This window comes from Microcoleus sp. A6-C6 (assembly GCF_036705955.1).
In the GTDB taxonomy this organism is placed as follows: Bacteria; Cyanobacteriota; Cyanobacteriia; order Cyanobacteriales; family Microcoleaceae; genus Microcoleus.
Map to the genome: position 1 here is coordinate 19,217 of NZ_JAUBVR010000047.1, position 22,545 is coordinate 41,761.

At 46.0% G+C, this 22,545-nt stretch carries 19 protein-coding genes; 9 read left to right on the top strand and 10 right to left on the bottom strand.

What is annotated here, in order from left to right; genetic code table 11:
- Positions 1 to 141: 141 nt before the first annotated feature.
- The 4 genes from QUB52_RS18755 to QUB52_RS18770 form a co-directional block, all read right to left on the bottom strand.
- Complete coding sequence (locus tag QUB52_RS18755) at positions 142 to 1,032, bottom strand: alpha/beta fold hydrolase (RefSeq protein WP_265238487.1); 891 nt, start codon at positions 1,030 to 1,032, stop codon at positions 142 to 144.
- A gap of 144 nt (positions 1,033 to 1,176) precedes the next feature.
- Positions 1,177 to 3,204: an adenylate/guanylate cyclase domain-containing protein gene (locus QUB52_RS18760; protein WP_332974355.1), complete on the bottom strand. Its 2,028-nt coding sequence runs from the start codon at positions 3,202 to 3,204 to the stop codon at positions 1,177 to 1,179.
- Positions 3,170 to 7,909 carry a PAS domain S-box protein gene (locus QUB52_RS18765; RefSeq protein ID WP_332974356.1) on the bottom strand — a complete coding sequence of 1,580 codons (4,740 nt, stop codon included), beginning with the start codon at positions 7,907 to 7,909 and terminating at the stop codon, positions 3,170 to 3,172. Before QUB52_RS18765 ends, QUB52_RS18760 begins: the two co-directional genes overlap by 35 nt.
- A 201-nt stretch (positions 7,910 to 8,110) precedes the next feature.
- Positions 8,111 to 8,635 carry a hypothetical protein gene (locus QUB52_RS18770; RefSeq protein WP_265238493.1) on the bottom strand — a complete coding sequence of 175 codons (525 nt, stop codon included), beginning with the start codon at positions 8,633 to 8,635 and terminating at the stop codon, positions 8,111 to 8,113.
- Between the two features lie 77 nt (positions 8,636 to 8,712).
- On the opposite strand from QUB52_RS18770, the gene QUB52_RS18775 reads away from it, so the two are divergent.
- The 6 genes from QUB52_RS18775 to QUB52_RS18800 all read left to right on the top strand — a co-directional run bounded on the left by QUB52_RS18775 (position 8,713) and on the right by QUB52_RS18800 (position 13,989).
- Positions 8,713 to 9,630: a histone deacetylase family protein gene (locus QUB52_RS18775; RefSeq protein ID WP_265238495.1), complete on the top strand. Its 918-nt coding sequence runs from the start codon at positions 8,713 to 8,715 to the stop codon at positions 9,628 to 9,630.
- A 419-nt stretch (positions 9,631 to 10,049) separates the two neighbouring features.
- Positions 10,050 to 10,265 (top strand): hypothetical protein, encoded by a 216-nt coding sequence (locus QUB52_RS18780; protein ID WP_265238496.1) that lies wholly within the window; start codon positions 10,050 to 10,052, stop codon positions 10,263 to 10,265.
- The gene (locus tag QUB52_RS18785; RefSeq protein WP_265238497.1) at positions 10,258 to 10,869 is read left to right on the top strand and encodes an acyltransferase; all 612 of its coding nucleotides are present in this window, start codon (positions 10,258 to 10,260) and stop codon (positions 10,867 to 10,869) included. The genes QUB52_RS18780 and QUB52_RS18785 overlap by 8 nt, the downstream gene beginning before the upstream one ends.
- 244 nt (positions 10,870 to 11,113) lie before the next feature.
- Positions 11,114 to 12,124 carry a glycosyltransferase family 2 protein gene (locus QUB52_RS18790; RefSeq protein ID WP_265238499.1) on the top strand — a complete coding sequence of 337 codons (1,011 nt, stop codon included), beginning with the start codon at positions 11,114 to 11,116 and terminating at the stop codon, positions 12,122 to 12,124.
- A gap of 326 nt (positions 12,125 to 12,450) precedes the next feature.
- Positions 12,451 to 13,032: a serine O-acetyltransferase gene (locus tag QUB52_RS18795; protein WP_265238500.1), complete on the top strand. Its 582-nt coding sequence runs from the start codon at positions 12,451 to 12,453 to the stop codon at positions 13,030 to 13,032.
- A 402-nt stretch (positions 13,033 to 13,434) separates the two neighbouring features.
- Positions 13,435 to 13,989: a serine O-acetyltransferase gene (locus QUB52_RS18800; protein WP_265239760.1), complete on the top strand. Its 555-nt coding sequence runs from the start codon at positions 13,435 to 13,437 to the stop codon at positions 13,987 to 13,989.
- 62 nt (positions 13,990 to 14,051) lie between these two features.
- Here the strand turns inward: QUB52_RS18800 and QUB52_RS18805 are convergent, their stop codons facing one another.
- Both QUB52_RS18805 and QUB52_RS18810 read right to left on the bottom strand, forming a co-directional pair.
- Complete coding sequence (locus QUB52_RS18805) at positions 14,052 to 14,717, bottom strand: glycosyltransferase family 4 protein (protein ID WP_265239761.1); 666 nt, start codon at positions 14,715 to 14,717, stop codon at positions 14,052 to 14,054.
- Positions 14,718 to 14,738: 21 nt separating this feature from the next.
- Positions 14,739 to 14,942 (bottom strand): hypothetical protein, encoded by a 204-nt coding sequence (locus tag QUB52_RS18810; RefSeq protein WP_332974357.1) that lies wholly within the window; start codon positions 14,940 to 14,942, stop codon positions 14,739 to 14,741.
- A 418-nt stretch (positions 14,943 to 15,360) separates the two neighbouring features.
- Between QUB52_RS18810 and QUB52_RS18815 the strand changes: the two genes are divergently transcribed.
- The 3 genes from QUB52_RS18815 to QUB52_RS18825 all read left to right on the top strand — a co-directional run bounded on the left by QUB52_RS18815 (position 15,361) and on the right by QUB52_RS18825 (position 18,653).
- Entirely contained in the window at positions 15,361 to 16,365 is a 1,005-nt protein-coding gene (locus QUB52_RS18815; RefSeq protein ID WP_332974358.1) for a glycosyltransferase, read from the top strand.
- Between the two features lie 501 nt (positions 16,366 to 16,866).
- Positions 16,867 to 18,117 carry a glycosyltransferase family 4 protein gene (locus QUB52_RS18820; protein WP_265239764.1) on the top strand — a complete coding sequence of 417 codons (1,251 nt, stop codon included), beginning with the start codon at positions 16,867 to 16,869 and terminating at the stop codon, positions 18,115 to 18,117.
- 173 nt (positions 18,118 to 18,290) lie between these two features.
- Entirely contained in the window at positions 18,291 to 18,653 is a 363-nt protein-coding gene (locus QUB52_RS18825; protein WP_332976233.1) for a hypothetical protein, read from the top strand.
- Between the two features lie 109 nt (positions 18,654 to 18,762).
- Here QUB52_RS18825 and QUB52_RS18830 read toward each other — a convergent pair whose 3' ends face one another.
- The 4 genes from QUB52_RS18830 to QUB52_RS18845 all read right to left on the bottom strand — a co-directional run bounded on the left by QUB52_RS18830 (position 18,763) and on the right by QUB52_RS18845 (position 22,444).
- Positions 18,763 to 19,116 (bottom strand): DUF1257 domain-containing protein, encoded by a 354-nt coding sequence (locus tag QUB52_RS18830; RefSeq protein WP_006635781.1) that lies wholly within the window; start codon positions 19,114 to 19,116, stop codon positions 18,763 to 18,765.
- Between the two features lie 130 nt (positions 19,117 to 19,246).
- Positions 19,247 to 20,767, bottom strand: coding sequence for a stress-responsive protein Ycf46 (ycf46, locus tag QUB52_RS18835; RefSeq protein WP_265239767.1), 1,521 nt, complete (start codon positions 20,765 to 20,767; stop codon positions 19,247 to 19,249).
- Positions 20,768 to 20,873: 106 nt separating this feature from the next.
- Positions 20,874 to 21,224, bottom strand: coding sequence for a hypothetical protein (locus tag QUB52_RS18840; RefSeq protein WP_265239768.1), 351 nt, complete (start codon positions 21,222 to 21,224; stop codon positions 20,874 to 20,876).
- A gap of 308 nt (positions 21,225 to 21,532) precedes the next feature.
- On the bottom strand, positions 21,533 to 22,444 hold the full coding sequence (locus tag QUB52_RS18845; protein ID WP_332974359.1) for a UTP--glucose-1-phosphate uridylyltransferase: 912 nt from the start codon (positions 22,442 to 22,444) through the stop codon (positions 21,533 to 21,535).
- Positions 22,445 to 22,545: the final 101 nt, after the last annotated feature.

Genomic DNA, 22,545 nt, shown 5'->3' on the forward strand with positions numbered 1-22,545 from the left:
TAGCTAACTCGGTGGAATCTGTCAACACTTTTAACGAAAGTTTTTTTTTGAGTCCGCTACCGGTGCGGTGAAACGAGGTAGAACCTTTGCAATGCAAGGGTTTTGCTCGATCGCCCAAACCTTGCATTCCGCCAAAAAATTTTAGTTAAATTCTCGCATCCAGTCCAAAATCAGAGTATTGACCTCTTTGGGCCGCTCATCGTGAGGACAGTGGCCCGTGTTGGGAATCGAAACAAATTTCACGGGTTTACCGTTGGCGGCCAATTCTTGGTAAATCTGGCTGCCGGTAATGGGCGTCCAGGGGTCGTCTGCGCCCCAAAGTACCAGTAACGGGCGATCGACTTTTGGCAGCAATTCTGACGGTTGAGGGCCTGCTGGGGCCGTGAGAATTGAGGCAAAAACTTGTTGAGCTCCGGGTTCGCAGGAGGGTGCGTGGAGGAGTTCTACCAGTTCGTCGGTGATGGCTTCGCGGTTCCCGTAGACTTGGCGCAGGGTGTTGCGGATGCGGTGTTTTTGGCGGATGTTATTGAAGACAAATGGGCCGATGATAGGCGATCGAACTAATTTAGCAAAAGTCCCCATGACTAATCCCAACGGAAAACTAAGTTCTTCGGGTCGATGGTTGAGTCCGCCGGCACAGTTGATTAAGACACCGCCGGCTGATATTTCTGGATGGTTGGCGACTACCATCAAACTTAGCAATGCGCCGATCGAATTCCCGACAAATACCGCCGGTTCCTGTACCAACTCCGCGCAGAAATCTGTCAGCAATTCTTCCCACAATTCCAGAGTATAATCGAGGGCTGGTTTGCCAGAAGCCCCGAATCCCAACAAGTCCAGCGCAAATACGCGATAGCCACCAGCAGCCAGTGGGGGGATATTTTGCCGCCAATGTCCGATCGAAGCCCCAAAGCCGTGAATCAACACCAGAGGGCGGCCGGTTCCTTGGACGGTATATTGGATTTTGTGACCTTTCCAAGTCCAAATTAGCTTTTCAAAACTTGTTGCAGATACTAATTGTTGTGCAGTCACGGCTATTATGTAAAGTTTCGTTAACTACTTTCATGATAGCAGAAGTCAGAAGTCAGAAGTCAGTAGTCATGAATTATTGGTTATTGGTTATTGGTTATTGGTTGTAATACCCAATGCCCCATGCCCCATGCCCCATGCCCATTTTTACCTTTTTTCTAGCAACCAATAAGTCATCATATCCCCCTTACCTTTAATCGGAATCATCCCTCGCTTCTCAAACAAATACTGATCTTTCAAAAGCTCATAAGTAACATCAGTAACTTGAATCCTGTCAGCAAAACCCGTAGCTTCCATCCTCGCCGCCACATTCACGGTATCTCCCCACAAATCATAGGTAAACTTGCTCACACCAATCACTCCCGCAACCACTGGCCCGGAATTAATACCGATGCGAATTGCCAAATTTTCCCCAGTCTCGGCGGACAACTTTGCTATTTTTGCCTGCATTCCCAGGGCCATCAGGGCGATCGCCTCAGCATGATTATTTATCGGTGTAGGTAATCCTCCAACTACCATATAAGCATCACCAATAGTCTTGATTTTCTCCACACCGTACTTTTCAGCTAACTGGTCAAAGTGGGAAAAAATCACGTTCAAGCGCTTTACCAACTCCGTGGGAGACATTCTCGCAGACAACTCAGTAAAGCCAACAATATCAGCAAATAACACACTGACTTCTGCAAAACTGTCAGCAATTGTACTTTCCTCCGCCTTCAAGCGTTCTGCTATTGCTTGGGGCAAAATATTTAACAGTAACTTCTCGCTTTTTTCCTGTTGAGTTTTGAGTGCTTCTTGCGCTAATTTTCGCTCTGTAATGTCAGAAACAGTACCCTCATAGTACATCAACGCACCTTTTGAATCGCGAACTGCGCGGACATTTTCTGACACCCAAATCCGCCGTCCGTCTTGGCAGCATACCATAGATTCAAACCCCGAAACGGCATTTTTTGCATCCATAGCAGCCACGAATTCGAGGCGGTGTTCCGCGTCAACGTACAGTTGCTCAGAAATATTTTTAATGCCGGACATCAGTGCTTCTGGCGAGTCGTAACCGTACATTTTTGCCAAAGCTGGATTAGCGCTGAGAAATACTCCTGAAGGCGTGCTTTGGAAAATTCCTTCCATCGCATTTTCTACAATGCTGTGATATCTTTCTTCAGCAATCCGCAGCAATTCTTCTGCTTGTTTGCGCTTAACCAAAGAACCTAATTGAGTGCCGACTGCATTAAAAACGTCTATAAATCGCGCGTCTGTCCGACAGGGAGAAATTTTAAAGAAAACTAGCACTGCCAATACTTCATCGCCTACCAAAATCGGCACGCCAAAACCTGCTTTAAATCCTATATCTAGTGCTATTTTACTTCTGATAAAAAGTGGGTATCCCTGGGAAATATCTTCTACCCATTCCGGTTGCTTGGATGCCCAAACTCGTCCCGGTAGCCCAATATTCATGGGAAATGTCAGTTGTTCGCTTTGAGTGCGGAACGATTCCATGTTCGCGCTGCTGGCATACCAGCCCCGGGCAGATTGCAAGGCAGTTCCTTTTGAATTGGGAATCCAAGCTTCTCCTAAATCCCATCCGATTGTTTCGCCGACTTGGTGCAGAATTACTTCCAAAGCTGAGTTAAAATCTACAGATTCCCCGATCGCCCGCGTAGTGTCCAGCAAAAACCTGATTGATTCTTGTGCCCGCTGCCGTTCCACGATTTCTTCCTGCAATCTCGAATTGCGATCGTGCAGTTCCCTAGCTTGCTGTTCCAGTTTCGATTGCAGCAAACGCAAAGAAAGTTGGCTTTCCACGCGGGCCAAAACTTCTTCTACTTGAAACGGCTTAGTAATATAATCTACTCCTCCTACTTGAAAAGCCTTAACTTTTTCCATCACATCATCTAGCGCACTAATAAAAATCACCGGAATATCTTTAGTCTTTTCAATTTTTTTTAAATTTTCACAAACTTCATAGCCGTTCATTTGCGGCATATTAATATCTAGTAAAATTAAATCTGGAGGAGACATTTTTGCTGCTTGCAGAGCCAGTTTTCCGTTAATAGCCTTCCTGACTTGATAGCCGTAGGCTTCTAGCATAGTCGATAGAAGTCGCAAGTTGTCCGGCATATCGTCAACGATCAGAATGTCTCTAGGAGTCGCTGGTAATGGCTCGTCGTTCATCATAATATAATTGAGTTAAATCTATAATGATATCTATCCGAAAATTATCGACTAAATCTGTTAAAGCATTAGCAAGATTTGCCTCATTTTCGGGAATTTGCGCGATCAGTTGCAGGATGCGGTTGTCATCAACGCAAAGTGCTGCTTGGTATAAATCGACCACCCAGTCTGCGGGCATTACACTCAAATCCTCGGTGGTCAAACTTTGAAGCAGTCTCGGTGCTGAATCAGAAATAGATGAGCTTTCTTCCTCATAAATATAACGCAGATTCAGGTGATGCGCTATCTTTTCAAATAGTACCTCTTCCCGAAACGGTTTACAGATCAAATCGTCACAACCAGCAGACAAAATTATTTGTCGCTGCTCGTCAAAAGCACTCGCAGTCAGGGCAATAATTATTATTTCTCTACCTTCGGGAGTTTGCTTGATCTGTTTTGTAGCTTCGTAGCCGTCCATAACTGGCATCAGCATATCCATCAAAATCAGGTGCGGCTTCCAAGTAGACTGCAAAGCAACTCCTTCTTTACCGTTAGTTGCTTCGCGGACTTCAAATCCCAGCGGTACGAGGAGCTTAAACAGCAGTTGGCGATTTTCCGCTACATCTTCAACTATTAATATCCTATAGGTTTGCTGTCCGGCTTCTAAAGCAATAAGTTGAACCGCCGATTTTTCTTGTTCGTCACTTTCTGTTACGACGTTAACGCGGATATTAAAAGTAAAAATTGTGCCTCGATCGACTTGACTTTCAACAGTAATATTACCTCCCATAATCTTGACAAACCGTTGACTAATCGGCAATCCTAGCCCGGTTCCCTGCATGGATTTACGACCTGTTTCGGTTTGCACGAAGGGCTGGAATAAGGTAATAATTTCAGATGGAGAAATGCCGGGGCCAGTGTCAGCAATTTCAAAATGCAACTGGGCTTCTTCTTGTCCTGCGGCGTTATTTTCTACTTGGCTGCTAACGCACAAAGTAACGGTTCCCTGTTGAGTAAATTTAATCGCATTGCCCAGCAGGTTAATTAAAACTTGTCGCAATTTCGCTTCGTCTGTTTCAATGTACTGTGGCAAATCACCGATATTTTCAAAGATGAGGCGCAACCCTTTTGAGTTGGCTTTTAGTTGCAGCATTTCTCGGAGACTGCTGAGAAGGTTGTAGAGGTTGAAGCGGCTTTGATTGATAGTAATTTGACCTGCTTCTATTTTGGACATTGACAAAACATCGTTGATCAGTTCCAGTAAATGTTCGCCGCTGCGGTTGATAATTGCTATGTATTCTTTTTGTTCTTGTGTGATGGAACTGTTGCGAGCCATGACTTGGGAAAAACCGAGAATGGCGTTGAGAGGCGTGCGGAGCTCGTGGCTCATGGAAGCGAGAAATTGGCTTTTAGCGCGGTTGGCTACTTCGGCGTTTTCTTTGGATTTCAGTAGTTCCATTGACTGTCTTTGAGTGTGGGCGAGCAATTCTGCTTGCTGCAATGCTACTCCTAGCTGAGTGCCGACATGAACTGCAACGTTTATTTCAGCTTCGCTCCACTGGCGGGGAGCTGAATTTTGATAGGATGCTAGAAGTCCCCAGAGTTTTTCGCCGCAGAAAATTGGCACGGTAATGTAGGCTCTGGATTGAAATCTTTCTAAGAGTTGGATGTAACAACTATTGAATCCTTGCTTGTAAATGTCTGGGACGCAAAGGTAAGTTTTCTCTCGGCTGTATGCCCCGCCAGCAGTGTTTTGCAAATAGGTATCGCATACTTTTTGGGAGGTGCTATCGAATCTTTTGACGAGGCAGTTTTCGTTTTCTAAGGCACTTTCTGTATAGTTAGAATCGAGCTGTTGTGCTTGCATGAAAGAAGCCCACTTGCTGTCAACGGATTCGGCTACAAATTCGCCGCTCCAGTCAGGATTGAAACGGTAAAGAGCGACTCGATCGCATTTCATGGTTTGACGCAATTCTCGGGTTGTAGTTTGAAAAATTTCTCGGAGATCTAATGTCTGGCGCATTCTTTCAATGATTCGGGCGATCGCTCTTTGTCGCAAAGCACTTTCTTGCAGTTCAGTTTGTGCTTGCTGGCGTTCGGTAATATCTACAGCCATTAAAGCGATGCCGATCGCTCTGTCTTTCTCGTCAATTAATTGAGTATTGTACCACTGGCAGATGATAATTCTGCCGTCTTTGGTCAGATTTTCGGAAATGGGGCTGGATTTCTCCCTCAAGCCACGATTGAAAATCTCAGCTCCTTGCTCGCGGTAGCTTTCAGGTACGATCAAATCGGCGGCGACTCTCCCTTTGGCTTCGGACTCGCTGTAGCCAAAAATAGCTTCCGCCGCCGGATTCCAAGTGATAATTTCTAAATTTAGGTTTAACTCGATCACTGCGATCGGCGTTTGCTGCAATAAAAATGAGATTCTTTGCTGCGATGCGAGCAGTTTTTCGACTGCTAATTTGCGGTCTGTGAAGTCATTAGCCGTGCCTAGAATTTGTTTGGGTTTACCGTCAGTGGTTCTGATAAATACTGTATCCCAACTGTGTATCCACCGCCATTCACCGTTTTTGTGTTTCATACGGTATTGACATTGAATAACATCGCCATCTTTGGCTTGCTCTACTTGTTGAACGCGCTCAAGAAAGTCTGGTAAATCTTCGGGATTGAGCAATGTTGGCATCATTGTTGTACCCATATCTAGTATTTCTTGAGGCGTGTAGCCCAGCATCGCAGCCATTTGTCGGTTGCAGTAAACATTTCGCTGTTCAATTAAATCGTAAACGTACAATAGGTTGGGATTGGAATCGGCGATCGCCTGAATGAAGTGCTGGCTTTCTCGGAGTGCAGATTCTGTTTGTTTGCGATCGCTAATATCTCGCGCTACCACAATCACTGAGTCCTGCGAAAGCACAGAAACTTTAGCGTCTAGCCAAACTTCGCGCTCTCCGTGTCTATAGCTATATTCAATATTGATGCTTTGCTTCGTTTTGAGAACTTGTTGGATGGTATTTAATACCAAATCTGCCGCAGGTTCCGGTAAGATTTCGTGGGCGGTTTTGCCGATCATTTCGGTGGGAAATTTTACCAAATTGACCGCTGCTGTCGGGGCGATTTTGATGCAGCGCCCTTCTGAATTTCTGACTAAAACTAGGTCAGTCATGGCGGTAAAAATCGCCCGCAATTCAGCTTCGGATTCTTGCAGAGCTTGTTCGGCGCGGACGCGGGTGCGAATTTCTGCTTGCAACTGTTTATTTTGCCGATCGAGCTGCCCGACTCGGTTTTTTTCTCGATCGATCAATTTAGCTTGAGCGATCGCAATTCCGACTTGACTCGCCACAGCTTCTAACAAGTCAATTTCATCTTTTGTCCATTCGCGTTCGCGATCGCACTGGTGCAAACAAATAGCGCCGTTTGCCATCCCTTGGTAGGAAGTGCGAATTGCCAGCATCGATTTCAACCCAACCACGCGGCAAATCGATTCAGCAGCTTGCAAAAGAGGCTCTGAGTAAACGTCGTCGGAGGCGATCGCCCGATCTTGGATCATCATTTGTACAACGTGAGGATTGCCCCAAATTGGAACAATTGCGTTCCGCATTGATTCCCACTCGGGTTCGAGATACTCAGCCGCCAGAGGAAGATCGACTTGGGGGCTAGTAACGTAAGTATGAATCAAACAGCGATTGACGCGGAATGCCTGACCGATTTGAGTTGCAGCCGTTTGAAATATTTTTTCCGGCTGCAAGCTCGATCGAATTTCTTGAGTTATTTTTGCAATCAGCAACTCTCGCTGAACTTGCCGTTCTAAAGCAGATTTAGCTGAGGCCGATTCTATTTCTGCTTGCTTGCGATCGCTGATATCAAAAAGTACCCCATACCAAACAATATCGCCATTATCACGCATTTCTGGTCGAGAATTAGATTGCAGCCATTTTAGTTTTCCCGACGGCGTAACAATCCGCCATTCCAAAGCAAAAGGTTCTAAAGTTCGAGCGCTCTCGCCAATTTGTTCTTCCAGATATTGTCTGTCATCAGGATGATTTTGATCAAAACATACATTAGGATTTTTTAATATTTCTTCAATCTCAAATTCGTAAATATCCCGAGCCGCATAACTGATATATTCAACTTTGAAACTTCCATCCAAATTTTGAATAAATTGATAAATAACTCCCGGTATATTGACCGCCAATTTCTGCAACCGCCCTTGGCTTTCCCGGAGTGCTTTTTCTGTTCGCTTGCGAAATTCTACCTCTCGTTGCAGTTCGGCATTCTGCTGTTTTAATTGTTTCGAGAGCTGTTGTATTGTCAGTTGACTTTCAATCCGAACCAAAAATTCTTCTATTTGAAAAGGCTTAGAAATGTAGTCAACGCCGCCGACTTCAAAAGCTTTGACTTTCTGAAAAGTTTCATTAAAAACGCTCAAAAAAATCACCGGTATTTCGCGAGTGTTTTCGTTAGCTTTCAGTCTTTTGCAGACTTCGTATCCGTTCATTTTGGGCATGGCAATATCTAGCAAAATCAAGTCTGGAAGAACGGTAAATTTAGCATTTACCGCCATTTCTCGCGAAATCGTTCGCTGAACTTTATACCCCTGTTTTGTCAATATATTTGATAAAGACCGGAGATTATTCGGTTGATCGTCAATAATTAGAATCTGGATATTTTCTTTGTTGATCAGCATTTTTTCTTCTGCCATTGTTGTATCTTCTACTGTTAGCAGCATCTGCGATATTTTAGTTAATCTAGCGATTCCATCCCAGACCAAATTATTCAAGAAACTTTTGTAATCCTCAGCAAAAAGAATATTTTTGCCAGATCCGCTAAGCTGCTACCAATACAAATTGCCTCTGAGGACTCCCGCAGGAGAAGAGAACAAGGGCAGAGAAATTGAGACTTGTTTCAAAACCTCTGTTAAAGATACTGTTTAAATTACTGGCAGCTTATTTGCCAATAATTTATGAAGTTTAACAATATTTTCGGGGCTGAGGGCGATTTTGATTTCAAGTTCTTGTTCCGCATCCCACAGCAGCATAATATTATCTTCTCCCCAGGCGATTTCGAGATTTTTAAATTCAAGTGTTTGATATTTAACTTTGGGAATTCCGATGCAAATTACTATGTCTGATTCCAATTGAGGATAAAAGTACAATTGCTGTTGCACGTTGTCTAGTTCCAGTTTCTGAACTATTGTGTTTCGTTCCACCGGACTATCAGGTTTGTACCAATAGAGAGTGTCGTCGCGAATTTCGGGATTGACTATGACAAATGTTTCGTCAAAACGCTGGGGGTGCCAGTGAATTTCGCTCAAGCCACCGCTTTGTGGAATCAGTCGCTCTACCCAGCTAATTTCTTTGCCGTTGAGGTTTCCCCACCACTGACTGATATGATCGAGGTTGATAGCATTTTCGGGCTCGTTGCTGCCGGACTGCCAGACTGTTGTTAGTTGCATATACAGGTTCTCCAGCGAATTTAAATTTGAGATTGCAGGCTTTCAATTGGAGATTCAATCGTTCTACAATCATCTTAATGGACTTACCAATTATCTACCACGAAGATTACGTTGCACCTCTGCCGCCCGGTCACCGCTTCCCGATGGCAAAGTTCGGGCTGCTTTACGAAATGCTACTCGCCGACGGGGTAGCAGATCGATCGCAATTTCACGCGCCGGAACAGTTTGGGACAGAATGGATTCAATTAGTCCACGATCGCGCCTACGTTCAAGCTTACTGCAACGGGACGCTGGATGCCAAAGCTCAGCGACGCATTGGCCTGCCTTGGAGTCCTGCCCTAGTCAACCGCACTTGTATCGCCTCCTCCGGGACGGTACTAACTGCCAAGCTTGCCTTAGAATGCGGTTTAGCTTGCAATACTGCCGGTGGAACTCATCACGCTTTCCCAAATTATGGGTCTGGTTTTTGTATTTTCAACGATTTGGCGATCGCCTGTCGCGTTTTGCAAAAAATGGGTTTAGTTCGCAAAGTCTTAATTGTCGATTTAGACGTGCACCAAGGAGATGGAACCGCTGTAATTTTCCAAGATGACAGCAGCGTTTTTACTTTTTCGATGCACTGCGAGGTAAATTTTCCCGGCACTAAACAAAAGAGTGATTTAGATGTAGCTTTGCCTGTCGGTATGGAAGACGACGAATATTTACAAACCTTGGCTAAATACTTACCAGATTTACTCTTGGATGTCAAGCCAGATTTAGTATTGTATGATGCCGGAGTAGACCCTCATCAGGCAGACAAACTGGGAAAATTAGCTTTAACTGATACGGGCTTATTTCGCCGGGAAATGCAAGTTTTATCTACTTGTTTGGCTGGTGGTTATCCCGTTGCCTGCGTGATTGGCGGTGGCTATGCCGATGACACGAAGGGGTTGGTTTACCGGCATTCGCTGCTGCACCGAGCCGCAAGTCAGGCTTATCGGCAGTATCGACTTTAAGCCCGAACACTAAACAAGTAAATACAGCTATATAATTAGCAAATGCTCGTGTTTAATTAACTCGCAAACTGTTGAAAGAAAATAAAATAAATGCTATCAGATGGCGACATACAAGATGTTAGCGCCAATTTAATTATAGTTTTATTTAAGAAAAAATGCTCATTTTAACAATAGAAATCTCGCAAAAAAGCTGAAACCAGTGTCCTGCTTAAGCAAAAACATAGTTTCGGTTGATGTCTAATAGAGTGCTGGCGATCGCCAGCAACAGCAGCTATAGAGTCGCAACACCTACACCAGAGACTTGCCAGACACTGTTAAACTCGGCCGCTAGCTAGTTTTGGAACATCAAGGCGCGAGGATCGTTCATTTTTATTAGTTGGCGACGACTGCACGATCCGCCAATACGTAAGCTTGGACAATTGCACTCTCCACCACGGCGTAGAAGGGCATCAATTGGGCGATCGAATCAATGGCTGAGCAATGGTGGTAAAATTATCGGCAGCATCACTTTCGGAGATGACACGAACATTGGTGCCAACGCTGTCATCTTGTCAGCTCTACCTCCTGGCACAACAGCGGTTAGTATGTCTGCCAATATTCTTAAATTTACTAAGGCTCAGGAAAATAATGATTAAATCAACCTTTCAGAAAATCCTTCGCCACTTTGCCATGCGCTACGGCAAGTTCCGAGGCCTCTACGTCAAATTCTGCGAGCCGAGTTCCGAGGAGTACACCCAATTTCTCCGCCTTCACGGCAACCTTTACTCGATCGGCGAAAATTGCACAATTCTGCCAAGCACGGTGTTTACAGACCCCACCTACGTCCGCATCGGCAACAACGTTCACTTTTCCACCTGTACTTTGATCGGCCACGACGGCTCGATCGCCATGCTTAACCAGGCGTACAACGTCAAACTAGATGCTGTGGGCAAAATAGACATCCGTGACAACGTATTTATCGGCTACAACTCCCTCGTCCTCCGCAACGTCACCATCGGCCCCAATGCGATCGTCGCCGCCGGTGCCGTCGTCACCAAAGATGTCGCAGAAGGCGATATAGTTGCCGGTGTTCCCGCTAAACCCATCGGCCGCGTTGCAGACTTGGTGGAAAAATGGCAAGCTGAAACTCAAAGTCTACCGTGGGCAGATTTAATTAACAGTCGGGAGGGTGCCTACGACCCCGAAATGGAGCCCCAGCTTACAGAAATGCGATTGTCATACTTCTATAGAAATAAATAGACATATCCAACAATACTCAAACCCCTTATATAACAAGCTTTTTCCGAAGATTTTTTGGCGTTATTTGGGGTTTTTATTAAGAGTAAAGTAGGCTTTTCAAGACTAGAGGTGAAAAATAGTGGCAGCTTTTGTAAAATATGTAGGAGCCATCAAAAAAGTAGGCGATACCTCAAATAGCGATCGCTCTACCTTGCCAAATCAATACAACTTGAGCTAAAAAGTTGTTAAACCAACAACTGCACCTATGTCCAATGCCAGTCCGCCCAATCATCCCTATCCGCTACTTGTCGTCATTGTTAACTACCGAACCCCTGGTTTGACCATTGACTGCTTGCACTCTCTAGTTAGCGAAGTGCGATCGCTCCCCGGTATGCGGGTTGCAGTAGCAGACAACGCTTCAGGCGACAGTTCTAACGAACAAATACCAGCCGCCATAGACACCTTCGGCTGGAGCGAATGGGCATCCTTCGTGCCCCTAGAGCGCAACGGCGGCTTTGCCTTCGGCAACAACGCCCTGATCCGTCCCGCCCTGCAATCCACCAATCCCCCTCCATACTTCCTGCTGCTCAACCCAGACACCGTAGTTCGCCCCGGAGCCTTAAAAGCCCTGGTCGATTTCATGGAGACTCATCCCGACGCAGGTATCGCCGGCAGCCGCTTGGAAGACCCCGACGGAACGCCACAGGAGTCAGCTTTTCGGTTTCACAATCTCTTGACCGAACTAGATTTTGGTTGGCGGACGGGCTTTATATCCAAGTTATTGGCAAACTCGATCGCAGCGTCTCCTATTTCCCAAGAAATCTGTCAAACTGATTGGGTAGCTGGAGCCAGCATGATCGTCCGTCGCGAAGTATTTGAAAAGATTGGCTTGATGGATGAAGCTTATTTTATGTACTGCGAAGAAATGGACTTTTGTCTACAAGCAAACAAAGCTGGCTGGAGTTGCTGGTATGTACCTGAAAGTCGCGTGGTTCACCTAGTAGGTCAAAGCTCAGGTGTTACTGACACCAAAAAAGCCCCTAAGCGACTGCCACAGTATTGGTTTGATTCCCGGCGCAGGTACTTTCTCAAAAACTACGGCTTGGTTTACACAGCATTAACTGATGTCTCCTGGGCTTCGGGCTTTGCAGCCTGGAGGGTGCGCCGCGTACTTCAAGGTAAGCCAGACGGCGACCCACCAAAAATGCTCACCGATTTTGTAATGAATAGTGTATTTTTAAAGGGAGGTAAGATAGAAGATTCAAAAATTTTTTAAAGGGTATTTTTTAGTTGACAGTTGATAGTTGACAGTTGATAGTTGACAGCGATCTCTACTTGGAAGGAAGAGGATTGGAGTAATGAATAGTCTTCTTTTAATTTCTCCCTACAAGGGAGAGGCTTTAAGCCAATGCTTTCTGGTAAAAAAAATAAAACCAGAGAAACTAGGTTTATCCTGGCAAGCGAAAGATTGCTTAATTCACCCAGTATTAATATTTTAAATTGAAGAAACCGGGTTGAAAATCCCTGAAAAATAAGATAGACATCTGACGATCGGTGGCATCTAGTAATAACTTAAACCAGACAGAATGTTGAGTACAGCTTATGGTAACGGAGTCAAATTTAATAGCAAGTGAAAATCAAGTAGAAACCCCTGCACTGGGATTGTGGCAGCAGATTCAAGAAGACTGGATCGCTCACGGACGCGACTGGACAAAACCGGGATTTCGGGCCGTAGCAGTTCAAAGATTCGGTGTCTGGAGGATGCAGGTAGAACCAAAACTACTGCGAGCTCCGTTGAGCATTCTGTATCGATCGCTCTACCGAAAAATCCGCAACACCTACGGCATAGATTTGCCCTACACAGTCAAGCTCGGCCGCCGAGTCGTCATTGAACACGAAGGCTGTATCATCGTTCACGGACATTGCACTCTTGGTGACGACTGCATTATCCGCCAAGGCGTTACGCTGGGGAACCGCTACTTGGAAAAACCCCTAGAATCGCCTCAATTGGGCGATCGGGTGAACGTCGGCGCCGGAGCAAAAATTCTCGGCAAAGTCAACCTGGGAGACGACGTAAATATCGGTGCAAATGCTGTTGTTTTATCAGACGTTCCTGCGGGTCAAACTGCCGTTGGCATTCCGGCCAAAATTCTCAAATCCCGCCCTGTCGAAAACAATCCTTAAATTAGTATCAGAAAAAGTAGCCTGTCTCTTCTATTACTTCAATAAACTAGAGAGCTACCGCCTCTATAGTGATAGATACTTTTACGAAATCGTGGAATTCTATTGCAGTGATTGTTGCAAACAGAGTGCGCTACTGATTGTTTGTATACATCAACATCAACTCGGTTAACTAAATAATCATAAGTTGATCGTATGGCAATTCTGTATTGATTGTAACAACTTGTCCGTTAGTGCCCCGCCATACCTACTCTAAAAACCTGGCAACCTACAAAAACCTTACAACTCAAATATGATTGCTAGAGAATTTTAAAAAATATTGTCAATCATCAAGCAGTTATCATATACTGATAATGGATGGTCAGATGATTGTCAGTATATCTTATCTGTTTTATTGCACAAAGAATGCTTGAATCAATAACTACACCAGTCGTTGCTCCCACAACTACACCTGTCGTTTCTGCCACAGAACCAGATTGGAGCCGCGAAAAACTTCGCCAGTGGTACGATCCCAGTCGCCAACTTCTAAAATCTATCCGCAACTATCAAAAATGGCGCCAGCAAGGTGGAATTTTAGGGTATTTTTTATCCAGGTTGAACGTAATCCAGCATCTATTCTGGAGCATTGTAACTGGAACTGACATCCCTTTGAACTGCCAGATAGGAGGGGGACTCATTATGGTTCATCCTAATGGCATAGTCATTAATCCATGCGCGTCTATTGGCCCGAACTGTCTAATTTTTCAACAGGTCACAATTGTTACTGATGTCAAAATTGGTGGTCACGTGGATATCGGTGCAGGAGCAAAAATTATTCGCTCCGTAACGATCGGCGATCATGCTTTAATTGGTGCCAATGCTGTAGTTGTTTGTGACGTGCCACCCGGTGCAACTGCGGTGGGAATTCCGGCAAAAATAATCGAAAAAGAAATACCAGTAAGTCTGAAAATGCACCCTTAGAAATATTTGCAGGAAAAAGGAAGTTGCAAAGCAACGATTCTTTCAGAGAATTCTCCTATTTCCTAAACTTTCAATTTTTCCTGCACTAAATCTTTCCGGCGGCGTGCTACTTTTGCCCAGGTAAATTCCTCGGCTTGCTGGCGAGCACTATAACCCATCTCAGCTCTCAACTCCGGCGATAAAGCAAGCTTTCGCAAGCTTTCAACCAAAGCATCAGAGTCGTAGGGGTCAACTACGATCCCATCTTTGCCGTTCCGGGCAATTGCGCCCGCTCCCATAGGTGAGGTGAGAACTGGCAACCCGTGAGCCATAGCTTCATAGGTAACCAGCGGACTACCTTCTTCGAGACTCGGAAAGGCAAAAATGTCAGCTTCGCCATAGACCGCGCCAACATTGGTGGTGTAATCTATATGAATTACATTAGACCGTCCTAAAATATCGCTGCAACTTTCGGCAATTGCAGGCTCTATCCTTGCGCAAAGCACCAGTCTGCCTTTAATGCCGGCTTTTTCCCAGGCTTGCAAGAGCAAGTGAGAGCCTTTTCTGACGCAGATGCTGCCCACAAAGAGCACAGTAACGGTGTCTGACGGCTCTTTTTGGGGCGAAATATTCGGGAACCGCTTTGGACACCACCCGTAACTGGTAGAGAGCAGTTTGTATTCAGGAACTCCTATTTCGAGAAAAGATTTTTTTACCTCCGGACTAGGAGAAAAAATGAAATCAGCCAAGCTCATTTCTTCATCTTCTTGCTAAATCATCGCATCTGTAATTCCATGTTGGGGAGAGATGCCCAAGCGGCCGTAAGCATCGTCAAGAATATATTTTGCCTTTTTAGTAGAGCAGTTAATACGCTCCAAAATTATTGTTTTGCCCCGCTGCTTTACCTTTCTAATAGTTTTGATTGAAGTGCCAGGCCACAAGTAAGCTGCATCAAAATCATTGAAATCTCTCAAAAAACGTTTTTCAGTACAAGATTCCGCTCTATCTTTGCCCCTGTAGTAGAACGATTTTAAATATCGGGGTATACCTTCAACTATATTATAGCCGCGATATTGCGGATCGCAATTGGGAACAACCATGCGGGCTTTAAAGTCAGAGTGGTTCCACTCGGAGCAAAGTGACAAAAATATATGGCTTATTCCTTGACCGTTACAGTAAATTATGAACAGAGAACTAATGTTTAGCATGGTTAACTATTCTGAATTAAAAACTGTGGATTGGATGTGATTTAATATATGATAAGCTCAACGAGCTTCGATGTCCACCACAGCCACTGGCTGAAAGTTTTGGCATAAAGATATTGTGAAATTAGCGTGACTGTTACTAAAATATTAAAAGAACAGCTCGCAAGTCGAATTCCAGAGGTAAGCTTTGAAACAAATTGGATTAGTGGCGATCGGGCGAAATGAGGGCGTGAGGCTCGAAGCGTGCTTGCAATCGGCGATCGACAAAGTAGCTTTGGTGGTTTATGTCGATTCCGGCTCAACAGACGGCAGCTTGGAATTAGCCCGGTCGATCGGCTGCGATACAGTTGAACTAGACCTATCTACACCCTTTACCGCAGCCCGCGCCAGAAATGCAGGATTTGCCCGCCTGCGACAAGTAGTTCCCGACATCGAATTTGTCCAATTCGTAGACGGCGACTGCGAAGTAGTTGACGGCTGGCTCGAAACAGCCCAGCAAAAACTCGCAGCTAACACAGAATTAGCTGTAGTGTGCGGGCGCAGGCGCGAAAAATTCCCCGAAGCCACAGCATACAATCGACTCTGCGACATGGAGTGGGACACCCCCATCGGCGAAGCAAAAGCCTGCGGTGGCGACTCAATGATGCGAGTCAAAGCATTCGAGCAAGTCGGTGGTTTCAACCCCGCACTGATAGCCGGCGAAGAACCGGAAATGTGCGTGAGGCTGCGCCAAAACGGCTGGAAAATCGAGCGCTTAGATGCAGAAATGACCCTGCACGACGCTCAAATGACTCGTTTTGACCAGTGGTGGAAGCGCTCTCAAAGAGCGGGTCACGCTTATGCTGAGGGCTCTTGGCTGCACGGGAACACCCCCGAACGCCACTGGGTGAAAGACACCCTCAGAATCTGGTTTTGGGGATTGGTTTTGCCAGTGCTAGCATTGGGTACAGCCTGGTTTACTCACGGGTGGAGCCTGTGGTTGCTGGCCGGCTACCCGGTGCTTACTTACCGAATTTATCGCCGGATGCAGCAAGAGCGGAATTGGCCTGCCAAGGATGCTGCGCTTTATGCTATATCTTGTGCGATCGGCAGATTTCCCCAGTTGCAAGGTCAGATTCAGTTTCACCAGCGTAGGTTGCTGGGACAGCGCAGCAATTTGATCGAATACAAAACATCAAAGTCTATGAATTAGACGATGTAGAATGAGTGCTAAATCTAGTGAGTAGATGAGTCAAAATAAACATAACTTATAACTTGTCTTTCCCCTATGCCCTTGCCTGCGGCGTTCCTGCCTCAGGCAAGTATCCCGATAGCACAAACAAATGGCTAACCAAAAAATTTAATTTATAGAGTGCAACCCCGATGCTGCATCTATACCTTGGGTCGGTTACATTTTTTTTCAACCAAATAGAAAACTGGCAGATGTAAATCTTGTTAACGACGAAAGAAATAAAAAGCTCCAGTCAAAGTTAAAAAAATACACACAAGTATTACTTGTATCGCCAACAGCAGCGAGGTGAAGAAAAACAACTACTTTGCCTGGAAAAAACGCCTGACAATGAAAGGCGAAAAGAACGGGTATTCAGCTAATTTTTGAGGTAATCCAGTTGATGTAGAATTCAATCAATGAATTGCCAAAAAGCAGCTTCTAAGTTTAAATTGTCTATTAATTTAGTGGAAATAAAAACAAGTTATGCGAATAGTAATTGTTGCTCAAAATGCCTCAAGTCAATTCGGTGGCGAGTCATTGCTGCCGGTGAACTACTTCCGGATACTTCGATCGCGCCAAATAGAGACGTGGTTAGTAGTTCACGCACGCACCCAGACTGAACTCGAAGCGCTATTTCCCGAAGATCGCGATCGAATGCACTTTGTACCTGACACTTGGCTGCATCGGCTGCTTAACAATTGCGGGCGATTTATCCCAGCAAGAGTGAATGAATTTACTTTTGGGCTGCTGAGTCACCTGTACACCCAAGTGCTACAGCGTCGCATTGTGCGACGGCTGGTGAGCGAACACCAGATTGATGTTGTACACGAGCCAACACCAGTCTCGGCAACAATTCCTTCGTTGATGTTCGGATTGGGGGTGCCGGTAGTCATGGGGCCGATGAACACGTCGGTTAAATTTCCTCTGGCATTTCGATCGCGCCAAAACCGTTCAGTCGATATTTTAATCGCGATCGGTCACCAGTGCGTGGATTTCTGCAATCGTCTTTTGCCCGGTAAAATCAAAGCCGAGACCATGTTAGTGGCAAACGATCGCACGAAGCAAGCACTTCCGACTGGGGTGCAGGGTAAAATCATTGAACTTGTGGAAAACGGCGTGGATTTCTCGGTGTGGCGATCGGACTCTACCGCATCAAAGGAGCCAAATAAACAAGTTCATTTTGTTTTTTTGGGGCGTCTGGCCGACTGGAAAGGTGTAGACTTGCTGCTGGAAGCCTTTGCCACCGTCGCCGCTCAAACTGATGCAGTCTTGGAAATCATCGGCGATGGGGATATGCGAGGGGAACTCGAAGCTCAAACAGCTCGTTTAGGCATCGACAGCAGCGTTGTATTCAGCGGCTGGCTCTCTCAGGAGCAGTGCGCTCTCAAAATGAAACAAGCTGATACAATGGTGTTTCCGAGTTTGCGGGAGCCTGGGGGGGCGGTGGTGATGGAGGCAATGGCACTGGGCTTGCCCGTCATAGCAACGAACTGGGGTGGGCCAGCGGATTATCTGAATTCCACTTGCGGTATTTTAGTAGAACCAGCTTCTCAAGAAGGCTTTGTCAAGGGACTGACTGATGCGATGCTGAAGCTCGCTCAGTCACCAGAATTGCGACAGAGTATGGGTAGGGCGGGATGGGAGCGGGTTCGGGAGCATTTTGACTGGCAACGCAAAGTCGATCGCATGATTGAAATTTATCAACAAACCATCGACACTTGCCAGAAGAATTAGTATTCAGGCAGTGACGCTCCTACACCAACCGCAAGCTTTATGGTGTAGGCATCTGAGTCCTGTTAAGGATATCCAGATCTTCCTTCTAGGTATACGAGCATTGTTTCCCCTCTACGGCATTTTATAGTGAGGGACACGTCCCGCCCCACTCTTGGTTTCAAACATGAAATTAAGTGCACCTTCGTGCCTTGAAAATTTTACTCGCAGCTCTTGCTGCCACAATTAAATGTGTCACTTCCCCAAGAAACCCCCTATCTTCAGTTGTCAAGGTTGAGTATATTGGTAGCATTTTCGGCTGCCTAATAACTATAATTCTAGCACTCAAACCCTTACTGGATAAAGCTTTAGCCCTCGGCATCTCATCTCCTCATCCACCCGCCCACTCCCATTCTTCTGCGCTTGGAAGGCCCTCCGGCGGGTGGAATCCTCATCTTGCTCGCCTTTCATCCCACAGTAAGTGGAGTACCACTCGCCCTGTGGGGATTCCCGTCTGTCGAGCTAAAGCAGCAGCTCTCCGGTTGAAAGCTGCTGCTTAGGGGTGCTAAAAAATGTGGCGGGCAAAAAAGCCCACTCTACATCCTAGCTAGCAAAAAACGGGTTAACCCGTATGTGGTTAACCCGCAAGCTTAGAAACGCGCAGATCAATTAGTTTTGCACTACCAGCTTAACGTTGGCATTTTGCAAACCACGCTGCTTGACGGCTGCCAAGGTTTTGTTAACTGCGTACTTCTGGTTGATGGAGTTGATTAACTCAGTTTGATTGTGCTTTTTGGCGACGCCCCAGAGGTCTGCAATCAGATCAAAGGAACCGTCGCTATTGCGAGACCAACCCAGGTCATATTCGCCTTCCAGAATCGCCACGATGTCGGAGCGAACGCGCTGGCCGTTATAGCCGCGAACATCAGCTTCGGACTTGACTGAAATGCCCAAGTCGCGCAGGGAAGCTTTCAGGATTTCGGCATCAGTGATTTTGGTACGCAGAGTGCTAAAGTGAGACATTGGATTTCCTCCTAATAAAACTGAGAGAGAAACAACAACGGTCTGGATTTAACGGTGCCGCTGGGCGGCTTTTCAATCGAACTGCTAGCTGTTGCTAGCCTTTGCTCCTGTTTGGACCAGGAGAAAGCTTTTAGAATTCCATTCGCTGGTATTCAGCGACGGAAGACGCAGCGGGCCGTGCGCGCTGTCTCGCCCAATCTCGGAGGGCGCTGACCTGTTCGGTCATGGTTTTAGACAGTGGCAATGTAGATTTAATGGCCGCGATGATATCTAACTGCGTAAACTCTCTATCTTGAGCGAAGGCCTCGTACATGGCTGCTACCAGCCCTTGCTCAATTTCTGCTCCTGAAAAGCCGTCGGAAACATTGGAAAGTTGCTCTAAATCGAAGCGAGTAATTTCCCGACGCCGTTTTGACAGGTGAATTTTGAATATATCTTGGCGTTCTTCTTTAGTTGGCAGGTCAACAAAGAAGAGTTCGTCGAATCGACCTTTCCTCAAGAATTCCCCCGGCAACCGCTCGATTCGGTTGGCTGTTGCCATTACGAAGACTGGGGAAGTCTTTTCTTGCATCCAAGTGAGGAAGGAACCGAAAATTCGGCTGGATGTGCCTCCGTCTGAGTCGGCAGAACCAGTGCCTCCTGCAAAGGCTTTGTCTAGTTCGTCGATGAAGAGGATGGCTGGAGAGATTGATTCTGCGGTTTTCAGGGCGTTACGGAGGTTGGCTTCCGATCGACCTACCATCGAGCCGTCGTAGACTCTACCCATATCTAGCCGCAGCAGGGGCAGTCCCCAAAGGCGGGAGGTGGTCTTGGCAATCAACGATTTTCCGCATCCCGGTACGCCGAGAATTAACATCCCTTTTGGTTGAGGCAGACCGTATTCTCTCGCCCGTTCTGTAAAGGCGTTGGAACGCTGTCTGAGCCATCGTTTCAGCTCTTCTAAACCGCCGACTGCATCCAGGGTTTCGTCTTCTTCGATGAACTCTAGAATGCCGTTGCGCCGAATTAGCTGCTTTTTCTCCGAAAGAACGATGTCTACTTCTTCTTCGGTTAAGCGCCCCGTGCAAACTTGGGCTTTGCGATAAACTTTTTCAGCTTCGTCCTTAGTCAATCCCAAGGCTGCTTTTAAAAGTTTTTCTCGCGCTTCTGTGGTAATGCGTTTCGATTTTGTTTGCTCCAACTGGCTAGACAATACTTGGTTTAGTTCCTTCATGTCTGGGAGCGCGAAGTCTAATACCACTACTTCTTTTTCTAGCTCGATCGGAATTTGCTGCAAAGGAGACATCAGTATAATTGTCTTTTGCGTTCCTTTGAAGTTGGCGATCGCATCGCGCAACCACCGCGTTACCGGAGGAGAATCGATAAAAGGATGTAAATCTTTGAAAATGTAGATGCTAGCGTTGCTGTTTGGTTCTCGCTGCCTGATCACCCATTCAATGGCTGCCTCTGGGGAGACGGTGTTGTGCTGGGTAGTGGTGCGCGGTTGACCGTACTCCACAATGCCGTGAGTTACAGTCCAGATAAATACTCGTCGCTGTGGTTTTGCTTGAGCTATTGTCGAAATTGCTTGCTCACACCGCTCTTCCTCGGATGTCACGAGGTAGATCAGAGGATATTGAGCTTGGATTAGGATACTGATCTCTTCTTGCATATTCCTCGACCCACTAGAGACGGTGCTATCTTTGCTGAATCTCAATGCTGCCTTTAGCCCAATGCTGAAATTTTCAGTTCTCGGTTTTTGGGGAAGCAAGGCATTCTTAGCAGGGAACCAATTCTTCCTCTCCCGCTTGGGCTGTGCTGGCGCTGATGCCTGACACCTGCTTTACTGGAAGATCCTGCTCAGCCAATACGCTCGGCTGACTTGTTACGGATGCCAGTTCTCCATCTCGCATTACGACAGAACCCGTGCATTCTGGACAAGTGTATACCCGATGGGTTTGTCCGTAGGATGCTTCTACTTCGTCAACCAGTTCGGGGTTTCCTAGGTAAAAGAAAATTGCCCTTTCTGCAATTGATGACATCGGTTCAGCTTCGACTGCGGCTCGGATTTTGAGCTGGCGATGCAGTTCTGGTGGAAGATACAATGTAACTTTTTGCTTTTCTTGCATAGGACTGTGAATTGACTTACCCGGGTATGTATATCAGAATAGCGGCTTACTTTCTTACTGTCAAGACTCTATGCTGTTTTAGCGTCATTTTGTAATATTTCGTTACAACAAACGGGAATTTTGGGCGGTTAACAACGGAAAACCAAGGGTTATAGCTGATGTGTGGTAGCGTCAAAGTCGATCGACTTATATATATATAGTTGGTTTGTGGATTTGTTCAGGGGGCGCTGCTGGTGAATTGCTGTTATTCGTTGTATGAGGACTGAAGTCCTCACTACAAATAGGGTACAGGCAAGGGCGCAGCCATGTTAGCCGATCGCCCCACCAGATATGGCAAAATCAATCAGCGTCTGTCGGTAAACCTCCGGTAATCCCGTGTCAAAACACCGCCCTTGCACCACATAACCAGCCATTCCCTCAAACTGTCGCAACTTATCCAAACACGAAGTTAACTGGAATTCGCCTCTTTCTCGAAAATTGACATTAATATGTTCAGCCAAATAATCAAAAATTTTAGGCTCAAGCACATACATTCCAAAAAATGACAAAAATAAATCCTCCGCCATACCTTCTACGCTTAAGTGCTGCCGCGCATACTCGATATCCGGCTTTTCGTAAACTTGCGTCACCGACAAAATAGCATCTTGTGCCTGCCAAACACCCGCGGCACAGCCGTAGTGATGAATTACCTCAGCCTGTGTCACCCTCAAACCAATTACGCTTTGCTGCACTTGCGAGTAAATATCCAATAGCTGGCGCGCGCAAGAGTTTGCAGTGTCCGACAAGTAAATATGGTCGCCCAAAAGCAGAAGAAATGGCTCATTGTTCGTCCATTCCTGAGCACAAAATACCGCGTGTCCGAACCCTTCCTGAACATCTTGAGTAAGAATTGTAACGCGCTGCCCCAACTCTTGTAAATATTTGCTATAGTCCTGATTTTGCTGAGACAGTTTTTGGAAAAGTTCAGGAGACGGCCCAGTTTTAAAGAAATCTTCAAAAAAAGTGCGATCGCCATTTTGCACAACTATACCAACTTCTTCGATTCCCGCACTCAAAGCTTCTTCCACAATTGCCAAAATTATCGGTTTAGCGCGGCCGTCGCGATCGATAATTGGAAAGAATTCCTTCTTCACTGCCTTAGTAGCCGGAAACATCCGAGTGCCAAAACCGGCGGCCGGAATCACCGCTTTGCGGACTCTGTACTGAGAACGGATTGTCATAGGATTTTAGATTTTAGATTTTAGATTAGACTTGCATTGCAGAAGTCTGCTTTCGATAGAGAAACCGCAGATATCGGGCAGATAAACACAGATTGACGCAG

What these genes read in the sequence shown, in the direction of transcription:
- QUB52_RS18845 (WP_332974359.1), bottom strand. Translation starts at nt 22,444, where the DNA reads ATGACAATCCGTTCTCAGTACAGAGTCCGCAAAGCGGTGATTCCGGCC.
- QUB52_RS18765 (WP_332974356.1), bottom strand. Translation starts at nt 7,909, where the DNA reads ATGCTGCTAACAGTAGAAGATACAACAATGGCAGAAGAAAAAATGCTG.
- QUB52_RS18830 (WP_006635781.1), bottom strand. Translation starts at nt 19,116, where the DNA reads ATGTCTCACTTTAGCACTCTGCGTACCAAAATCACTGATGCCGAAATC.
- QUB52_RS18840 (WP_265239768.1), bottom strand. Translation starts at nt 21,224, where the DNA reads ATGCAAGAAAAGCAAAAAGTTACATTGTATCTTCCACCAGAACTGCAT.
- QUB52_RS18760 (WP_332974355.1), bottom strand. Translation starts at nt 3,204, where the DNA reads ATGATGAACGACGAGCCATTACCAGCGACTCCTAGAGACATTCTGATC.
- QUB52_RS18790 (WP_265238499.1), top strand. Translation starts at nt 11,114, where the DNA reads ATGTCCAATGCCAGTCCGCCCAATCATCCCTATCCGCTACTTGTCGTC.
- QUB52_RS18770 (WP_265238493.1), bottom strand. Translation starts at nt 8,635, where the DNA reads ATGCAACTAACAACAGTCTGGCAGTCCGGCAGCAACGAGCCCGAAAAT.
- ycf46 (WP_265239767.1), bottom strand. Translation starts at nt 20,767, where the DNA reads ATGCAAGAAGAGATCAGTATCCTAATCCAAGCTCAATATCCTCTGATC.
- QUB52_RS18795 (WP_265238500.1), top strand. Translation starts at nt 12,451, where the DNA reads ATGGTAACGGAGTCAAATTTAATAGCAAGTGAAAATCAAGTAGAAACC.
- QUB52_RS18820 (WP_265239764.1), top strand. Translation starts at nt 16,867, where the DNA reads ATGCGAATAGTAATTGTTGCTCAAAATGCCTCAAGTCAATTCGGTGGC.
- QUB52_RS18785 (WP_265238497.1), top strand. Translation starts at nt 10,258, where the DNA reads ATGATTAAATCAACCTTTCAGAAAATCCTTCGCCACTTTGCCATGCGC.
- QUB52_RS18800 (WP_265239760.1), top strand. Translation starts at nt 13,435, where the DNA reads ATGCTTGAATCAATAACTACACCAGTCGTTGCTCCCACAACTACACCT.
- QUB52_RS18775 (WP_265238495.1), top strand. Translation starts at nt 8,713, where the DNA reads ATGGACTTACCAATTATCTACCACGAAGATTACGTTGCACCTCTGCCG.